Source organism: Paraburkholderia jirisanensis, assembly GCF_054782355.1.
Genome location: NZ_BAAGSQ010000026.1, coordinates 1,097,265 through 1,115,280, shown reverse-complemented (window position 1 = coordinate 1,115,280; position 18,016 = coordinate 1,097,265). Strand labels below are relative to the sequence as shown.

The window sequence follows — 18,016 nt, the reverse complement described above, 5'->3', positions numbered from 1 at the left end:
CGCGCGGCCAAGCCCCCGGGAGCCCCGATATGCAAAGAAAATTCGACGATCTCCTGTTGGGCAGCATCGAGCTGTTCTGCATGGCCGCCGAACTGGGCAGTTTCACACTCGCCGCCACCGCTGCGAGCGTCACGCCCGCGGCCGTGAGCCGCTCGATCGCGCGGCTCGAAGAGCGCCTGAACGTGCGGCTCTTCGTGCGAACCACCCGGCAGATCCGCCTGACCGACTCCGGCCGCCGCTACTTCGAACAATGCCGCGAGGCGCTGAACCAGCTGGCCGATGCCGAACGCGAAGCGACCGGCCAGCAGACTACGCCGAGCGGCGTGCTGCGCATCAGCATGCCGACGCCGTATGGACACTATCGCGTGCTGCCGGTGCTCGCCGAGTTCCGCAAGCTCTATCCGGACGTGCAGGTCGAAACGCATCTGAGCAACCGCAACATCGATTTCGCCGACGAAGGCTTCGACCTCGCGATTCGCGGCAAGACACCGGCCGACTCGAACCTCGTCGCGCGCAAGCTGGAGGATGCGGAACTGGTGGTGGTTGCGTCGCCCGCTTATTTGAAGCATGCCGGCACACCGCGCACGGTTGAAGCGCTACAGGCGCACGCTTGCATCCAGTATGAAATCCCCAGTAGCGGCCGCTCGCTGCCATGGGTGTTTACCGAAGGCGGCGAGGAAATCGAACTGACGATACCTATCGGCTATGGCACGTCGGGCGACGTGCTGGCCGGCGTCACGCTGGCGCGCAACCACGCGGGCCTGTTTCAGACCTACCGCTTCTGCGTCGAACAGGATCTGCGCGACGGGCGCCTCGTCGAACTGCTCGCCGACAAGGGCGGCTGCACGCGGCCGTTCATCCTGTTGTATCCGCATGCGCGGCATCTGTCGTCGCGCGTGCGCGCGTTTGTCGATTTTCTCGTGGAGCGGCTAGCCGGCGGGCACGCCGCTGCGCCTGCGCCGCGCGTGCCGCCTGCTGCAGCGCAAGCGTGACGTCGTGAGCGCCGCCGGCGCCCGCTATCTGGCCAGACGAAGGCGCGTGGACAACACCGTGTTGTCGCTGCGGTCGATCAGCCACACTTCTTCCACATCGACGTGCAGCGTCGACGTGCGGGTCGTGATGTCGGTCGGTTCCTCGTCGCTGGGCTCGTGGTGCTCGTGCTCGTCGGTCAGGTATGGCGGCGTGAGCCGGCATAGCAAGGCGATCGCGAAGTCGCCGTTGGCCGCCTCGAACGCGCTCTGCGACAGGCGCAGACTGCCATGCGCGGTGGTACGGCGGCCCGTCGCATCGAGATCGATGCGGTCGATGTTTTGCACGTAGCCCTTGGCCTTCGCATCCGGCGCGATCACGAGGCGCCGGCCGCTCATACCCTTCACGGTTTTCTGCAGCGCGATGTAGCCGGGACGGTCGTCGTCGGCGAGCGGTACGTCCACTTTCAGCAGACGCGTTTTCGCCTGGTACAGGATGCCGATCGGCGCGTCGACGATGAACAGATAGTTGCGCTCGCGCAGCGCCTGCGCGGCCAACGCGCCCTGCGTCGCGCTCACGCCATGCGGAAACCGGGCGAGCAGGTCTTGGAAGCGGCTGCGCAGGGTGCTCGGCGCGGCATCTTCAGGCTTGCCGGACAACATCGCGCGCACCGCGACCGGATCGTCGCTCTGGAATGCCGCCTTCGGCTTTTGTTCGGCGTGAGCCACGCCCGCCCCGCATGCGAGCGTCAACGCAACCAGCGCCGCACTACCCCAGCGCCCCATATGAATCGAACCTGCCACTGATCCCCCGCCCTCGTCGTGTCACACCTTTGAAACAGGCGCATCGCCACACCGCGGCCACACCGCGGTATGGGAGACGACCTGTGCGGCGGCCATGCAGGCTCCGCCTGCGCGCCGTTGCCGCTGCGCACAGTCTATTGGAAGCCGTCCGGTTTTGCAGCGTTGACAGTGTGCACGATGAGACAAGCGAGCCCGGGGTCAGCCGTCCAGCAACGGTGACCAGCGCCGGCACACCGGCAGGCTGCTTTGCGCGCGCCAGACGAGCGGCGACAACGCCCGGTGCTGTGCGCCTCGCGCGGCGTCCCGATCGCGGTGCGCGTGGCGCGCAATCCTTTGCAGACGCCTGCCTGAGCGCCGCTGGCGGCCGGCGGCCGCGCGCGCCCCTCGCAAGCCGGCGGCGCGCACCGTTGCATCGGCGGGCACATGCCGGGTGATAGAGGGTTTGATCGTGCACAGGTGCGTCATGGCAGCATTCCGTCGAAAGTCAGGCAGGCGAAGCCGGCATTGGGGGCACGGGCCGCGCGGCTGCTCATAGCAGCGTGATGCAGCTTAATTCGACGGTTCTGCGATAGATGTTCTTGTTGAGCCACGGCACGAATGTGTACTCGTCGTACGCATTGCTGCCGAGAAAAATCCAGTGATGCAGAACGTTCAGCATGACAGCTCCCACCGACCCGCAAATCCGATCCGCGTACGCGCCGCGGCTGCAGGCGTTTGCGGTGATTTCAGCTTAGACGTCTGGTTCAAACAAAACTATTGTCGAAGAGTGTCGTGCGACCGTGCGTGCGCATGAGCCACCCATACGTGGGTATAACGCGGCTGCGGCGTATCCGGATGACATGTGTGGCGTTTTCTGTGCGTGAGGTGCAATACGCGAGGCGCGAAGACGGGACGCTCTGCATCGCGAAGCAATCGAGCGGCGCTCAGGCACCCACTCCTTGCATCGTGTGCGATGGAGGAGGCGTACGGCGCGTTCGCGCTTCAGATGCTGCGACTGCGGCCATCAGTACGGCCAACAGTAGGGCCATAAACGCGGCGAAAAGCGCGGCGAAAAACGTGGCCGCGTTTGTGGCCGCGAAAGACATTAGAGAACGCACAGCCGCCAATGTTGCAGCGCACTCGCCTCTTCTGCGGCGAGCGCGCCGGGCAGCCGTGCGGTTACCCCGTTACTTGCCGAAGCCCTCGAGCACGATCTTGCCCTGCGTGCGCTGGCTTTCGAGCAACTGATGCGCACGGCGCAGGTTGTCTGCGTTGATCTTGCCGAAGTGCTCGCCCACCGTGCTGCGCAACTCGCCTGCGTCCACCATGTCGGCGACCTTGCACAGCACCTCGTGCTGGCGGATCACATCAGGCGTGTCGAACAGCGAGCGCGTGTACATCAGCTCCCAGTGCAGCGACGCGCTCTTGCGCTTGAGCAGGCGCACGTCGATCGCCTCCGGATCGTCGATCAGCCCGAGGCGGCCTTGCGGCGCGAGTGCCTCGACAATCTGCTCGAAATGGCGGTCGGTGTGTGTCAGCGACGCGACGTACTGCGCATGGCCGACGCCGATCCGCTTCATTTCTTCGGCAAGCGGTTGCGTGTGATCGATAACGTGCTGCGCGCCGAGTTCGGTGACCCACTGCCGCGTCTGCGGACGCGATGCGGTGGCCACTACGTTCAGCGCGGTCAACTTGCGCGCGAGCTGAATCATGATCGAACCGACGCCGCCAGCCGCGCCGACGATCAGCAGCGTTTTCGCCGCCGGGCCGCCGGGCTGCGACTGCCCGATCTGCAGGCGGTCGAACAGCAGTTCCCACGCGGTCAGCGCGGTTAGCGGCAGCGCCGCGGCCGCCGCGAAGTCGAGGCTCGCCGGCATGCGTCCGACGATGCGCTCGTCGACCGCATGCAGTTCGGCGTTGGTACCGGGCCGCACGAGGCTGCCTGCGTACCACACGCGGTCGCCCGGCTTGAACAGCGTGACCTTCGCGCCCACGCTACGCACTACGCCCGCCGCGTCCCAGCCGAGCACCACCGGCACGCCGCCTTCGGCCTTGCGGCTCTTGCGTATCTTGGTGTCGACCGGATTGACCGACACCGCCCGCACTTCGACGATCAGATCGCGCTCGCCCGCCACCGGCTCGGGCAACTCGACGTCGATCAGCGCGTTTGCTTCGGTAATCGCAAGGGGTTCGTAATAGCCGACTGCTTTCATGTTTTGCTTCTCCGTGAATCAGGTTGTCTGTGCCGATGATGATGACGAGCGCCAGTGCGCGAGTGTGACAAATGCGTGCGGACGCGGACTACCGCCGCAAACGCGAAAACAGTTTCAGGATTTCGTTGAAAGCACGCGTGGCGGGCTCACGCGGCGTTCGACCGCGCCGCGGCATGCCGCGCGCGCCGCCGCACGGGCTACGTGCCGCGCGCCGGCGGCTGCGGGTTGTGCGCCGGGTTCGTGTCGAAGCGCGAGATGCCTTTTATCTGCGCGGCGTCGACCAGCGGCGCAAGACCGGCTTCGAGCGAGTCGGCCACGGTTTTGTCGTAGATCGCTTCGCCATCGACATAGATGGTAAAGGTTTCGAGGTACTTTGCCTTCTTGGCCGGGTTTTCGATCGTGTCGCGGGTCCACTGGTACAGCGGGTAATTTTCGGGGCCGAACCTTTGCGCTTCGTTTACATACTCGGCAAATGCGTCGTACTGGCACATCATCGACGCCTGGTGCAGGGACAACACATAGTGCAGCCCTTCGTGCGCGCGGCACGCGGGGTCGCCGCGCAAGCGCTGCGCCAGTTGCGCCGACACGTTGACCCGCAGCTGAAACTTCCAATTGCCTTCCATGTTCGCCTCGTGCTCCCCACTGCGCTTACCGATATCTGGCCGTACGACAGGCCCCTCGCCCGGCCTGTCATTCTAGCCGACACCAATTTCGCCAGCAGGACAGTGGCGCACAGCCCGCATGCGGATGGGCCGGCCTGCGCCGCTGCTGTTTTGCTTACACCTTCACATCGGGATATCTGACGATACGTAGGATGCCGTAGCAGGACGCAGACCTTCATGGAATAACCGCGGACCGGCAGGTGTTAGGACAGGAGCCGACCGGTTCGCCGCATCGCGAGCCGGTTCGACACCCAATACGGAGCCGTATGAAAAAGCCTTATGCAGACAAACGAGCGTTTGTAATCGGTGCAGGACTCGGCGGGCTTTCGGCCGCAGCTGCGCTGGCCGGGCATTTCGGGCAAGTCGTCGTGGTCGAGCGCGACCCGTTGCCCAGCGGCATTCGCGTACGTCCCGGCACCACGCAGGACAGACTGCCGCATGCGCTGCTGGCGGGCGGCTTCGCGGCACTGGCCGAACTGTTTCCCGGTCTTGCTGAAGATCTGCGGCAAGCCGGCGCGCGAATGTCGGATGCCGGCCTTGACGGCGTGATCGAGCTGGCCAACGGTGCGGCGCTGCCGCGCCGCGAACTGTGCATTAACACATATCTACAGTCCCGGCCGCTGCTTGAAGCGGTGCTACGCACGCGGTTGCGTCAGCTCGACAACGTCGTGCTGCGCGACGCCAACCGCGTGCTCGAGATCGTCGCGGACCGCGCCGGGCAGGTGGCCGGCGTCTGCGTCGAAACGCGCGAAGGCAAACGCGACGTGCTGTCCGGCTGCCTTGTCGTCGATGCATCGGGGCGCGGCCTGCCCACGCTCGAATTTCTGAAGACGCACGGGCGGCCGCTACCCGACGAAACGACGCTGCGCGTCGATCTGACCTACGGCAGCGTGCTTTACTCGTTTGCGCCCGGCTTCGAGCCCGACTTCAAACTGGCGATTACCCATCCGGATGCACCGCAAGGCACGCGCGGCGGCATGCTGCTCATGCGCGAGCACGGGCTGTGGGACGTGCTGCTCGCAAGCCGCGGCGACGACCTCGCGCCGCTCGACGAGCCCGCGTTCCTCGACTGGGCGCGCAGCCTCAACACGCCGACCCTCTACGACGCCGTGCGCCTGGGGCGCCGCGAAAGCAAGGTGGTCCGCTTTGGTTTCGCCGAAAGCCGGCGGCGCCATTTCACGCGTATCCGCGATTTTCCGGCCGGCCTGCTGCCGTTGGGCGATGCGATCTGCCATTTCAACCCGGTGTACGGCCAGGGCATGACAGTCGCCGCGCAGCAGGCGCTGCTGCTGCGCAGCCTGCTCGACGGACCGACCGGCGCCGACGGTTCGCTTACCGAGCTGGGCATGACCTTTCTCGCCGGCAGCGACGAACTGGTCGATACGCCGTGGTCGCTGGGCGAAGCGGCAGACCTCGTCTATCCGCAAACGCGTGGCCCGCGGCCAGCCGATCTGCAGCAGCGCGTCAGGTATCACGCGGGCCTGAACAGCCTCGCCGTGCATGATCCGGGCGTGCAGAAGCTGCTCGTCGAAGTGAGGCACCTGCTGAAGCCGGACAGCGCGCTGCACACGCCCGAACTGAAGCGACGCGTAAACGAGGCGTTGCACCGGCAACAGGCGCAGCAGCAGCCACAGCTCGTTCTATAAGCGAGGCACGCGAAGCGACGCTCATGCGGCGCGTTTGCCTGCACGCTGCATGGCGCTTCATATGCGGCACTTCAACCCCGCCCCCCGTTCGCCTGCTGCGCGAACATCGACATACGCTGCAAGATCCAGTCGAGCAGCTCCTGTGCCGCAGCCGTCAGCGGCCGTCCCGCCTTGACGAGCGCGCGCGCCCTGGTACCGCGAAACAGCGGATGATCGATCGGCACAATCGCGAGATCGCCTGATGCGATTTCGCGATACGCAGCGAATTCCCCGATCAGCGTAACGAAATTCTCGTGTGCAACGAATCGCTTGAGCGCGCTCAACGAATTGGTGGTGAGCGTCGGGCGGATCTGGATGTTTTCCGCGAATGCCAAGAGCCGCGCCGCCTGGCCGATGCCGAAGCTTGCGGGCATCAGCGCGAGCGGCCACGCCAGCAGGTCGGCGACGCTCGCCGGCGTGCCGCGCAGCGCCAGCGGATGCGTGGCCCGCACCAACAGCACGACCGGCTGCGCGCAATCCGCCACGAACTCGATACGCTCGTGCGGCGGCGGATTGTACGCAAGACCGATGTGCGCGCGGCCCTCGGCCACTTCCTCTAGTACGTTGTCGACCGGCAGCACGTCGATGCCGACGTCGAGCGCCGGATAGCGCGCGCAGAACGGCGCCATGACTTCATCGATCAGCATGTCGATGTAGCCCTCGCTGATCGCCAGCTGGATATGGCCTTGCTGCAGCCCGCGCAGCGCTTGCAGGCGATCTTCGAACTGCTCCTGGTGGGAGCGGCAGCCGCGCCAGTATTCGAGCAGATGCGCAGCCGCCTCGGTCGGCCGCACGCCGCGCGCCTCGCGATAGAACAGCGCCGCGCCGATTTCGTCCTCGAGCAGCTTGATCTGCCGCGCAATCACCGAAGGCGATGTGTTGATGCTGTCCGCCGCGCCGCGAATCGTGCCGTGGATCAGCACTTCGTGGAAGTAGCGCAGCCGCTGCTGGTTGATCTCTCTCATCTTTTGCTGTTTCGCCTGCGGGCATTGACCCACGCGGAGTACCGGGCATTGCCGGGTGTCGGCGTTGCTCATAAAGCAACGATACGTGAACTTAGTTGCTCTTGCTCGTTCTTTCTGCGTCTACCAACATTCGATCAACCCCGATCGACCCGAACGAAGGTCACGCACACCAGCCTCAAGGAGACAACCGCCATGCCGACGATGCAGCTTCAGCAAGCCTCCTCCAGCGCCGACGCCGCAGACCGCGAACGCCTTGCCGTCGTTTACCGCACGGTGAACTGGCGGTTGTTGCCGTTTCTGCTGTGCTGCTACCTGTTTGCCTATCTCGACCGCGTCAACGTCGGCTTCGCCAAGCTGCAGATGCAGACCGACCTCGGATTTTCGGATGCGGCTTACGGCGTCGGCGCGGGCATTTTCTTCATCGGCTACGTGCTGTTCGAGTTGCCGAGCAACCTGCTGCTGCCGCGCATCGGCGCACGCAGAACCTTCAGCCGCATCATGGTGCTGTGGGGCATCACGTCGGCGTGCATGCTGTTCGTGCACAGCGTGACGGCCTTCTATGCGATGCGCTTTCTGCTCGGCGTATTCGAAGCCGGTTTTGCGCCGGGCATGATCTACTACCTGTCGCGCTGGTACGGACCTTCGCGGATGGCACGCGCGATCGCGATCGTGTTTCTCGCCGGGCCGATCGGCGGCATTGTCGGCGGGCCGCTGTCCGCGTGGCTGATCACCGCGTTTCACGGCACGCACGGCCTCGCCGGCTGGCAGTGGATGTTCCTGCTCGAAGGGCTGCCCTGTATCGCGCTTGGCGTCATCACCTTGTTCTTTCTTGCCGACGAGCCCACGCAGGCCCGCTGGCTTTCGTCTGACGACAAAGCCTTGCTCGCCGGCGAGACGCGCCCCGAGCGTGCCGCGCATCATTCGTTCGGCACGGTGTTGCGCGACCTGCGGGTGTATCGCCTCGCGTTCGCGTACTTCTGCATCATCTGCTCGATCTACGCGATCAGTTTCTGGCTGCCTACGTTGATCCGCGAGCAAGGCGTGACCGATACGCTGCAGCTCGGCTGGTATGCGGCGATTCCGTACGTAGCAGCGGCGTTCGGCATGTTTTTCGGCGGCCGCCGCTCGGACCGCGTCGGCGAGCGGCGCTTTCACAGCGCGCTGCCGGCGCTGGCCGGCGGCGCCGCGCTTGCCTGCACGGTATTTACCGACGGTCAGCTGTTCGCCACGCTGGCACTCGTCACCTTCGCTACCGCGATGATGTGGATCGCCTACACGGTGTTCTGGGCGATTCCGTCCGAATGCATGCTTGGCTCCGCCGCCGCGGGCGGCATTGCGCTGATCAATACGATCGGGCTGTCCGGCGGCTTCTGGGGGCCGGCCGTGATCGGCTGGACCAAGACCGCGACCGGCAGCCTGCACGCCGGGTTGCTGGCAATGGCGGGCCTGCTGGCGCTAGCGTCACTGTTGCTTCTGATGTACCGGCCACCTGCGCGGCAGGGGGTTGCCGCGTCAGGTTCGCCCCTTACGTCTCTTACGTCTCTTGCAGCCGCTTCGCCCGCAGAAGCAGCCGGCACCGCTCACCCCACCTCCAACCAGGGAACGCTCCCGACATGAAGATCCTGATCGCAGGTTTCCAGCACGAAACCAATACCTTCGCGCCGACCAAGGCCACTTACCAGAACTTCCTGCAAGGCGAAGGCTTCCCGCCCCTCACGCGTGGCGCTGGCGTATTGAGCCTGCGCGACGTAAACGTGCCGATCGGCGGCTTTATCCGCCGCGCCGAAGCCGCAGGCCATGCGCTGATTCCAGTGATCTGGGCCGGCGCCAGCGCTTCGGCCCACGTCACCGAAGATGCCTACGAGCGCATCGCCGGCGAGATCGTCGATGCGATCGAACATGGCGGCTTCGATGCGATCTATCTCGATCTGCACGGCGCCATGGTCACCGAGCATCTGGACGACGGCGAAGGCGAACTGCTGCGGCGAGTACGCGCACGCGTCGGCCCGCAGATGCCGCTCGTCGTGTCGCTCGACCTGCATGCGAACGTCACGCAGCAAATGCTGCAGCACGCGGACGCAATGGTGGCGTACCGCACCTATCCGCACGTCGACATGGCCGAGACCGGCGAACAGGCCGCGCGCCTGCTCGCCGAACTGCTTGCGGCGCAGCGCCCGTTCGTGCGCGTCGCGCGGCGCATACCGTTCCTGATTCCGGTGAACGGCATGTGCACGCTGGTGCAGCCGGCACGCGGGCTGTACGACCGGCTGGCAGCGCTCGAACAGGGCAGCGTCCGTTCGCTGTCGTTTGCACCGGGCTTTCCTGCTTCCGACTTCCCCGAATGCGGGCCGATGATCTGGGGCTACGGCCTCGACGCAGCGGAGCTCGAGGCGGCCGTCGACGAACTGGCCGCCAGCATGGTGCAACAAGAAGCGCAATGGGACGTGCCGTTTCTGGCGCCGAACGAAGCCGTCATCGAAGCGATGCGTCTTGCGCGCAAGGCGCACCAGCCGGTGATCATCGCCGATACGCAGGACAACCCCGGGGTAGGTGGCGATTCGAACACGATGGGCATGGTCCGCGCGCTGCTCGATAACGGTGCAACTGACGCGGCGGTCGGCCTGATCTGGGACGAGCGGGCTGCGGCGGCCGCGCACTGCGCCGGAGTCGGCGCGCGGATCGAACTCGCGCTCGCCGGGCGTTCCGGCGTGCCTGGCGATGAACCGCTCTCCGGCATTTTCGAAGTCGAGCATCTGTCCGACGGGCACTATCGCTTCGACGGCCCGATGATGCACGGCGTGGAAGGCGAGCTCGGGCCGGTTGCGTGCCTGCGCATCGGCGGCGTCAGGATCGGCGTGAGCTCGATCAAGATGCAGATGTTCGACCGCAATCTGTATCGCACCGCGGGCATCGAGCCCGAACGGATGAAGATTCTCGTCAACAAGAGTTCGGTGCATTTCCGGGCCGATTTCCAGCAGATTGCGAGCGCCGTGCTGGTCGCGAAAGCGCCCGGCCCGATGGCCGCCGACCCGGCCGATCTCGACTGGCAGCGGCTCGATCCGTCGCTGCGGCTGCGTCCGCACGGTCGCACGCTCGAAGAGCTGCGAGCGGCCGCAGAGGCGGCTTCGCAGGTGGCCGGGCAAGTAGCCTGAGAGGCCCGCCGGCACGACTGTACAGGCGTTCTGAAAAATTTCGGGAATAAAGGAAGCGCGCGTCTTGTTCGCCCTGATGTAGCACGCAGACAAACGCGAGCGAAAGCAAGCGGGAATAAATTCGGACGATGCGGTGTTTTGCCTGTCGTAACGCTCTTGCAAAACACTTGTTGCAAAACACCGCACAAAACCCGGAATAAACCGACGGACCGCAGTGTTTGCACCTCTGACAACGCCAGCTTCCTTTTAACCTGATTAGGATTTCCAAATGAACGCCAAATCGCTTATCGGCCTTTCCCTGATTGCCCTCTCGTCATTCGGTTTCGTGACCGCCGCATCCGCACAAGGCCTGACGCGTGCTGAAGTTCGTGCGGAACTGGTTCAGGCGGAAAACAACGGCTCGCGCTTTGTCGCCGATGCTTCGTACCCGGACGTCAGCCCGATCTTCACGCAACAGGTAGCGCGCCTGAAGAAGCAGCACAGCGACAGCGACGTCGGCGGCACTTCGCAAGGCACGACGCAGTCGGGTATGCGCAGCGCAATGACCAGCGTAAGCATGAGCAACGCATGCGTCGGCCCGCGCAGCTACTGCGATCTGTACGCAGGCAGCTGAGCCGCTCGCTGAACACGAAGCCAGCGCGTCACACGACGCGCACCGAATCGACACTCAATCAATTTTTCAGGAAAGCCATCATGAAGACCATCGCCTCCCTCGTTATCGCTGCTGCCGCTCTCGCCGCTCCGGTTCTCAGCTTCGCGCAAAGCGCGGACCAGGGCCTCACTCGTGCACAGGTGCATGCGGAACTGGTGCAAGTCGAACGCGCGGGTTACAGCCCGTCCAGCGGCGACGACACGCAGTACCCTGCCGACATTCAGGCAGCCGAAGCCAAGGTGACTGCCGCCAACGATGCGCAGGCAAGCCGCGATGCGGTTGGCGGTATGCCGATGAACGGCACGTCGCAGATGGGCAAGTCGCATATGCCGATGAAGTCTGCGCAGAACTGTGTCGGACCGGTGAGCTTCTGCAATATCTATTTCGGCAGCTGAGCGGTGACGGCGACTGCCACGCGGCCGCCCAGCTCACAAGACGGCCGCAAAAAAATCATGCCCGCAGTGCCTCGACGGCTGCGGGCATATTTGTTTCAGGAAGCGCGGTTTTGACGGGCCGCACGGGTTGGAGCGATTCGCTCAACCAAACGTAAACACATAGGCATCGACTCCCGGTTCATCGAATTCAATGCTGAACGTGTGATCGACGATCTTGCCGTTCTGCCGCACCAGCTGATACAGGCGCTGTTGCGTCACGACACCGGTGCCATCCGCCGCTACGTCCGAACCGTGGGCCTCGCCAGGCGGCGCGCCATCAATGCTGATACGAAACTTCACCGGCTTGCCATCGCGGCTCGGTCCGAGCACGAGGTGCAGATCGCGCGCATGGAAACGGTAGACGATCCCCGCGCGTGCATCGTTCGAGCTTGCGAACTCGCGGCCGAGCGTCCATGCACCCGTTAGCGCCCAGTGGTTGAGCGGCAGCGTATCGGGCGCGCTGTAGCGCTGCAGCCGGTCGAGCAGCGGTGCAGTGGCCGAAGCGAAATTAGTCGCCTGCTCGTAGCCGATGTAGGTCTCCGGCGACTTCATCGCGCCGGCGTCGGCCGCGAGCCCGATACCTTGCGATGGCGCCGCGACGAGCTGCTTGTCGATGTGACCGGCGTCATGGCCCGCGCCACGCTCGGCGAGCAGCTGCTGGATCGCGCGCTCGGTCTCCCGATAGTTGCCCTCGCCGAAATGTTGATAGCGTAGGCGGCCTTGCGCATCGGCAACATACAACGCGGGCCAGTACTGGTTGCGATACGTACGCCAGATGCCGTAGTTGCTATCGAGCGCTACCGGGTAGTCGATGCCGAGCCGCCCGATGGCCTTTTTCACGTTGTCGGCGCTACGCTCGAAAGCGAACTCCGGCGTGTGCACACCGATGACGACCAGCCCCTCTTCGCGGTATTTTTTCGCCCATGCGCTGTAGTACGGCAACACGCGCAGACAGTTGATGCACGAGTACGTCCAGAAGTTGACGAGCACGACCTTGCCGCGCAGCGCCTCCGGTGTGAGCGGCGGCGAGTTGAACCATTGCACCGCGCCCGAGAACGGCGGCAGCGCGATCGATGCGGCCGGCACGGACAAATCTGCATCCGCGGATTGCGCGAAGGCGCTGGTGCCGAAGCTCATCGCAACGGCAAGCAACGCGCCGAGGCCGCGCCGCACGAATCGATGCACACGCAACGAGTGGAGCGACCGGACGCGCAACCCATTGAATACACCGCCGACGTTAGCGAAATTCACCGACGACATCAAATGACACTCCTGCCAGGGAACAAAAAAACAATCGATATAAATCCGCGGAGCCACACGCACGCACGCATGCGTGCAGTGCGCTCTACGCAAGCGCTCAGGACGCCTTTTCCAGAATCAGCCGGGCCTCGAGCCCACCACCCTCGCGATTCTTCAGTTCGAGCGTCGCGTTCATCGCCAGCGCCAGTTGTCTCGCGATCGCAAGGCCCAGCCCGTTGCCGCCCTTGCCGCGCTCGCGCGACGTGTCGAGCCGGAAGAACGGCTGAAACACCGCGTCGAGCTGATCGGCCGGAATGCCCGGGCCGCGATCGGACACGCTGATCGCGATGCGCCGGTCCTCCGACACCTCGGCGGTCAGTTCGCCAGCACCCGAAAACTTGATCGCGTTATCGAGCAGGTTGGCGAGAATGCGCCGCAGCGCCACCGGCCGCGTGACGATCGGCACGCCGATCCCACCGGACAGCATGACGTGCGCGCCCGCGTCTTCGTAGTCGGACACGAGGCTTTCGAGCAACGCGTCCGGATCGATGCGACGCGGCGCTTCCGCGGTGCCATGCAAGGTTCTGCCATATGCGACACCCTCGCGCACCAGCGACTCCATTTCGAGCAGGTCTTGCTGGAACCTCGCGCGCTCGGTTTCGTCGTCGAGCAGATCGGTACGGATGCGCATGCGCGTGATCGGCGTCTGCAAGTCGTGCGAGATCGCCGCGAGAATCTGGATGCGCTCCTTCATGTACATGCGGATGCGGTCCTGCATCGCATTGAACGCCTTCGCCGCGCGCGCGACTTCGGTCGGGCCGGTCTCGCGCAGGCGCGTTGCGGTCATGTCGGGCCCCAGTGTTTCCGCCGCGTGCGCGAGCCGGTTGAGCGGCCGCGTCGCAAGACTCACCGCGATCCAGCAGCACACGGCCAGCAGCACGAACTGCACGCCGAGCACCAGCGGCAGCCACGCCGACAGCGGCATCTTCGCGACCGGCCGGATGTCGATGGTCAGCGGCGCGCCATCCGACAGCTTCAGATGCGCCTGCAGATGCTCGCCCGCACCGGGCACCGCGTTCACCACCACCGGGTAGCGCTGGCCGATGCTCTGTTCGATTGCCGTGCCGATCTCGGCGGACAGCTTCTGGTCCGGCGGCTCACCGCTCACGCCGGAGCCGAGGATAAAGCCGTAATTGCGCCGCGCCAGACGCGGCACCCAGTCGGGACGCTCGGCGGCCGGCACCCGGTCGAGCAGCGCGACGGCCGATGCGATCTCGCGCTGGATGTTGCTGATCATGAACGTGGTCTGAACCTCGTTGCGTTCAGCCATCGTCGCGTAGAACGTCAGATACTGCGCTGCCACGAGACCCGCGAAGAAAATCAGCGTGACGCGCAGAAACAGCGTTCGCGGTCCTTTGAGCAAGCTTGAAACGTTCACTGGTTGCCTTCCTGCGGTGTTACTGCAGCCGAAAACACATAGCCTTCGTTGCGCAATGTCTTGATGTAGCGTGGATCTTTCGCGCCGTCGTTGAGCCGCTGGCGCAAGCGGCTCACGAGCAGGTCGATCGACCGGTCGAACGGCTCGGTTTGCCGGCCTTGCGTCAGGCTCAGCAACTGGTCGCGTGTCAGCACCCGCTGCGGATGATCGACGAACACGCGCAGCAACCGGTACTCGGCACCGCTTAGCGCAACCATCGTCCCCTCGCAGTCGATCAGATGACGCCCGACCGTATCGAGCTTCCAGTCGCCGAACAGCAGAAACGGCGGCGCTTCCGGGCGCTCGAAGCCTTGCGGCACCATGCGCGCGCGGCGCAGGATCGCGCGAATCCGCGCGAGCAGCTCGCGCACGGCGAACGGCTTGATCAGATAATCGTCCGCACCGACTTCGAGGCCGACCACCCGGTCGGTCTCGTCGCTCAACGCGGTCAGCATCAGGATCGGTATCGTGCGCCATTGCCCGGCGCGCAGTTCGCGGCACAACGCCAGCCCGTTCTCGCCAGGCAGCGTGATATCCAGAACGATGATGTCCGGCGGCTCGGTGGCCAGCACCGCCCACATTTCGCGGCCGCCCGACGCCTTCGAAACCCTCGCGCCGTTCTTCTGCAGATACGTGCCGATCAGTTCGCGGATGTCCCGGTCGTCATCGACGATCAATACGTGCTCGACCTTTTCCATCTAACCGCCTCTCCCTTTTTGCGGCGCTCGGTTTGCGTGAACCCGCACGAGCAACTGAGAGGACGGACCAGTTCGGCGAAGGTCAGGCCGAAAATCACGCATAGCGCGGCGAAGATGCGGTTCATGCGTCGTTGACCACGCTAAGACTTGCACCGTCGCTGACGGACGACTCGAGGGCATAAGGATCTACTCCGTGCAGACAGCCGACATTGGCTCGCCACAGACCCCGGTCTTTTCGCGTCTGATGAAACGGATAGATGCCACAAGTGCGGCAGAACCAATGCCGCGCGACACGTGTGTTGAACTGATAGACGGCGAGGTCGTCGCTACCGCTGATTATACGGAGATTGTCCTGAGTAAATGCCGGCGTCATCAGCGCGCCCTTGCGCCGGCACAGGCTGCAGTTGCAGCGCACCGCCGGCATGATCGGAGAATCGATTTCGAACTGCACCTTGCCGCAATGGCAAGAGCCTTTGTACACGTGACCCGTCACTTCGCACTCCGGTTAGTTGCCGGGCAGTGTCACATGGGCGCGTGTGACGCTTGTGTCGCAACGTAGCGGATGTGTATCAGAACGTAGGCGCCGAGGTGGGATGAGCCCCGCGTTCAACGGACTGCCGGGCCTGGTGTATAAATCGCACATTTGATCGCACAGGTATTTCTTTCGGCCTTTGATGAAAACCTTGCTCCGCTTACGGCTGCTGCGGCGCCTTGCCACTACCTTCATCGTGCCCGGCATCGCGTTCGGTGTGTTCATGCTGGCCGCATGTGCAGTACGTGCCACACCGGAAGCCGCCGCGCCCGCTTCCGCCGGGCCGGCGCAAGAGCGCCTGTTTGCGCACGCACCGCGCGAAGGCGCGCACTTCGGCAACAACGATGGTCCGCTGCCGCGCGCGTCGTTTCTGAAATGGCAGTGGGAACGGCTCACGCACGGGCTGCCGCCGAAACCGGCTAACGGGTACCGGTTTCCGGTCGATCATCCGGACATTGCATGGATCAGGACGAACCGCAGTGCCGACACGATGACATGGATCGGGCATGCAACCGCGTTGCTGCAGATCGACGGCGTCAACATCCTGACCGATCCCATGTTTTCGGAGCGCGCATCGCCGTTTTCGTTTATCGGACCGAAACGCAAGGTGCCGCCTGGACTCGCACTCGATCAGTTACCGCATATCGACGCGGTACTGATTTCACATAGCCACTACGACCATCTGGATGCGCCGAGCGTCGCGGCATTGAACCGCCAGCCAGGCGGCCCGCCCGTCTTTCTGGTGCCGCTCGGCGTGAAGCAGTGGCTCGCCAGCGAGGGCATCGACCATGCGCAGGAATTCGACTGGGGCGATCATACGCAGGTCGGCGGCCTGGACTTCTGGTTCGTGCCGGCACAGCACTGGTCGGCGCGCACGCTGACCGATCGCAACGAAACCCTATGGGGCGGTTGGGTCGTCAAGACACCCGCTGGCGCCGCGCAGCCGCGATCGGTGTATTTTGCCGGCGATACGGGTTACTCGAACGACTTCCGCAAGATCGGTGCGGCATTCGGCTGCTTCGATCTCGCGTTGATCCCGATTGGCGCCTATGCGCCGCGCTGGTTCATGCGCGGCCAGCACGTCGATCCGCAACAGGCCGTGCAGATCTTCGAAGACATTCACGCGAAGCGCGCCATCGGCATTCACTGGGGCACCTTCGAACTGAGCGACGAGCCGATCGATGAGCCGCCGCGGCTGCTCGACGAAGCGGCTCGCGCAGCGCGGCTCGCACCTGGGGTATTCACAGTGTTGCATCACGGTCAATTGATCCGGCTCGACGACGACAAGGCGCCGCACTGCTAGCGCGAGGCGAATTGTCTGCACTGTGCGAACGGGTTATCCATGCAGCGCAAGCTGCGGATTCGATTCGCGCCGGCGTATGCGAGGTTCGTACATGCAACTGCGAAGACCAGCACATTGACTAGAGTGGGAGTTCAGGGCACGTTCGTGCCGCCGCTCTTCTCGTGGCACCGCTTGTGTCACGCCACCGACCTCAATCATGACCGCACCCACGCCATTCTCGATTCTCGACTTCGCGCCGCTGCGCGCCGGCGACAGCGCACGCGACGCGCTGCTGCAAACCGTAAAGATGGCACGCACCGCCGAAGAATTCGGCTTTGCGCGCTATTGGCTCCCCGAGCACCATGGCGTGCGTGCCTTCGCCAGCGCCGCGACGTCGGTCCTGATCGCGCACATCGCCGCACAAACGTCGACGATCCGCGTCGGCGCCGGTGGCGTGATGCTGCCGAATCATCCGCCGCTGGCCATCGCCGAACAGTTCGGCACACTCGAATCGCTATACCCTGGGCGTATCGATCTCGGGGTCGGCCGTGCTTCGGGCTGCGAAAACGACGATGTCGCACTGGCCCTGGGTTCGACCCAGCAAACGCGCGATCGCTTTCCGGACGACCTGCGGCAACTGCTGTCGCTGTTTGGCAAGGCGCAGGCCGATCAAAAGGTCTGTGCGATGCCCGGCGCAGGCCTTCACGTGCCGGTCTGGGTACTGGCCTCGTCCACATATTCCGCACAGCAGGCTGCGCAACTTGGGTTGCCGCTCGCGTTCGCATCGCACATCGGTGCCGCTGCATGCGACGCGGCGATCGCCGCGTATCGCAGCGGCTTCCAGCCATCTGCCGTGCTGGCGAAGCCGCACGTGATGATCGCGACGTTCATCACCGCGGCCGATACCGATGCCGATGCGCAGCGCCTGTTCACGTCTGTGCAACAGATGACCCTCAGCCGCCTGCGCGGCGCGCTGCTTCCCCATTTGCCGGAACCCGTCGCCGACTTCGACGCGCTCGCGAGCGCAGAGGAACGGCAACGCACCGACGCTGCGGCACGCGCGGCAATCTACGGATCGGCACAGAGCCTCGAAACGCAGTTGATGGAGATGCTCGAAAAAACCGGCGCAGACGAAATCATGGCGCTGTCGTTTATCCACGACCTCGATGCGCGGCGGCGCTCGCTGGACATCATTGCGCAGGTGCGTGAGCGCGTTCACGCGCGACAGCGCTAGGCCACGCGCTGGTCGCACATCGCGCATCGCGTTAGACTAG

General features: G+C 64.5%; 17 protein-coding genes and 1 pseudogene. 8 read left to right on the top strand and 10 right to left on the bottom strand.

Annotated features, from left to right (window positions below):
- The first annotated feature begins 29 nt into the window (after positions 1–29).
- The gene (locus ACYVNQ_RS21310) at positions 30–992 is read left to right on the top strand and encodes a LysR family transcriptional regulator (RefSeq protein ID WP_460904564.1); all 963 of its coding nucleotides are present in this window, start codon (positions 30–32) and stop codon (positions 990–992) included.
- Between the two features lie 24 nt (positions 993–1,016).
- Here the strand turns inward: ACYVNQ_RS21310 and ACYVNQ_RS21305 are convergent, their stop codons facing one another.
- The 5 genes from ACYVNQ_RS21305 to ACYVNQ_RS21285 form a co-directional block, all read right to left on the bottom strand.
- Complete coding sequence (locus ACYVNQ_RS21305; protein WP_460904563.1) at positions 1,017–1,772, bottom strand: hypothetical protein; 756 nt, start codon at positions 1,770–1,772, stop codon at positions 1,017–1,019.
- A 198-nt stretch (positions 1,773–1,970) separates the two neighbouring features.
- Entirely contained in the window at positions 1,971–2,237 is a 267-nt protein-coding gene (locus ACYVNQ_RS21300) for a hypothetical protein (RefSeq protein ID WP_460904562.1), read from the bottom strand.
- A 64-nt stretch (positions 2,238–2,301) separates the two neighbouring features.
- Positions 2,302–2,430 carry a hypothetical protein gene (locus ACYVNQ_RS21295; RefSeq protein WP_460904561.1) on the bottom strand — a complete coding sequence of 43 codons (129 nt, stop codon included), beginning with the start codon at positions 2,428–2,430 and terminating at the stop codon, positions 2,302–2,304.
- 508 nt (positions 2,431–2,938) lie between these two features.
- On the bottom strand, positions 2,939–3,964 hold the full coding sequence (locus ACYVNQ_RS21290) for a zinc-binding alcohol dehydrogenase family protein (RefSeq protein ID WP_460904560.1): 1,026 nt from the start codon (positions 3,962–3,964) through the stop codon (positions 2,939–2,941).
- 197 nt (positions 3,965–4,161) lie between these two features.
- Positions 4,162–4,587, bottom strand: a complete 426-nt coding sequence (locus ACYVNQ_RS21285; protein WP_460904559.1) for a hypothetical protein — start codon at positions 4,585–4,587, stop codon at positions 4,162–4,164.
- 305 nt (positions 4,588–4,892) lie between these two features.
- Between ACYVNQ_RS21285 and ACYVNQ_RS21280 the strand changes: the two genes are divergently transcribed.
- Positions 4,893–6,272 (top strand): NAD(P)-binding protein, encoded by a 1,380-nt coding sequence (locus ACYVNQ_RS21280; RefSeq protein ID WP_460904558.1) that lies wholly within the window; start codon positions 4,893–4,895, stop codon positions 6,270–6,272.
- Between the two features lie 71 nt (positions 6,273–6,343).
- On the opposite strand, the gene ACYVNQ_RS21275 is transcribed toward ACYVNQ_RS21280, so the two are convergent.
- Positions 6,344–7,276, bottom strand: a complete 933-nt coding sequence (locus ACYVNQ_RS21275; RefSeq protein ID WP_460904556.1) for a LysR family transcriptional regulator — start codon at positions 7,274–7,276, stop codon at positions 6,344–6,346.
- A gap of 201 nt (positions 7,277–7,477) precedes the next feature.
- On the opposite strand from ACYVNQ_RS21275, the gene ACYVNQ_RS21270 reads away from it, so the two are divergent.
- The 4 genes from ACYVNQ_RS21270 (at position 7,478) to ACYVNQ_RS21255 (ending at position 11,475) form a co-directional block, all read left to right on the top strand.
- Positions 7,478–8,893: an MFS transporter gene (locus ACYVNQ_RS21270; RefSeq protein ID WP_460904977.1), complete on the top strand. Its 1,416-nt coding sequence runs from the start codon at positions 7,478–7,480 to the stop codon at positions 8,891–8,893.
- Positions 8,890–10,428, top strand: coding sequence for a M81 family metallopeptidase (locus tag ACYVNQ_RS21265; RefSeq protein WP_460904555.1), 1,539 nt, complete (start codon positions 8,890–8,892; stop codon positions 10,426–10,428). Before ACYVNQ_RS21270 ends, ACYVNQ_RS21265 begins: the two co-directional genes overlap by 4 nt.
- Positions 10,429–10,696: 268 nt before the next feature.
- Positions 10,697–11,041, top strand: a complete 345-nt coding sequence (locus ACYVNQ_RS21260; protein WP_460904554.1) for a DUF4148 domain-containing protein — start codon at positions 10,697–10,699, stop codon at positions 11,039–11,041.
- A gap of 77 nt (positions 11,042–11,118) precedes the next feature.
- Entirely contained in the window at positions 11,119–11,475 is a 357-nt protein-coding gene (locus ACYVNQ_RS21255) for a DUF4148 domain-containing protein (RefSeq protein WP_460904976.1), read from the top strand.
- A 141-nt stretch (positions 11,476–11,616) separates the two neighbouring features.
- On the opposite strand, the pseudogene ACYVNQ_RS21250 reads toward ACYVNQ_RS21255, so the two are convergent.
- From ACYVNQ_RS21250 to ACYVNQ_RS21235, 4 genes and pseudogenes are all read right to left on the bottom strand, one after another.
- Positions 11,617–12,636, bottom strand: a pseudogene (locus ACYVNQ_RS21250) (thioredoxin family protein); the annotation flags it as partial.
- Positions 12,637–12,871: 235 nt separating this feature from the next.
- A complete protein-coding gene (locus ACYVNQ_RS21245; protein ID WP_460904553.1) occupies positions 12,872–14,191 on the bottom strand; it encodes a HAMP domain-containing sensor histidine kinase in 1,320 nt (439 codons plus the stop codon).
- The gene (locus ACYVNQ_RS21240) at positions 14,188–14,928 is read right to left on the bottom strand and encodes a response regulator (protein ID WP_460904552.1); all 741 of its coding nucleotides are present in this window, start codon (positions 14,926–14,928) and stop codon (positions 14,188–14,190) included. Before ACYVNQ_RS21240 ends, ACYVNQ_RS21245 begins: the two co-directional genes overlap by 4 nt.
- A gap of 121 nt (positions 14,929–15,049) precedes the next feature.
- Positions 15,050–15,421, bottom strand: a complete 372-nt coding sequence (locus ACYVNQ_RS21235) for a GFA family protein (protein WP_460904551.1) — start codon at positions 15,419–15,421, stop codon at positions 15,050–15,052.
- Positions 15,422–15,683: 262 nt separating this feature from the next.
- Here ACYVNQ_RS21235 and ACYVNQ_RS21230 point away from each other — a divergent pair, with 262 nt between their 5' ends.
- Positions 15,684–16,763 (top strand): MBL fold metallo-hydrolase, encoded by a 1,080-nt coding sequence (locus ACYVNQ_RS21230; protein WP_460904975.1) that lies wholly within the window; start codon positions 15,684–15,686, stop codon positions 16,761–16,763.
- 196 nt (positions 16,764–16,959) lie between these two features.
- The gene (locus ACYVNQ_RS21225; protein WP_460904550.1) at positions 16,960–17,976 is read left to right on the top strand and encodes an LLM class flavin-dependent oxidoreductase; all 1,017 of its coding nucleotides are present in this window, start codon (positions 16,960–16,962) and stop codon (positions 17,974–17,976) included.
- Positions 17,977–18,016: the final 40 nt, after the last annotated feature.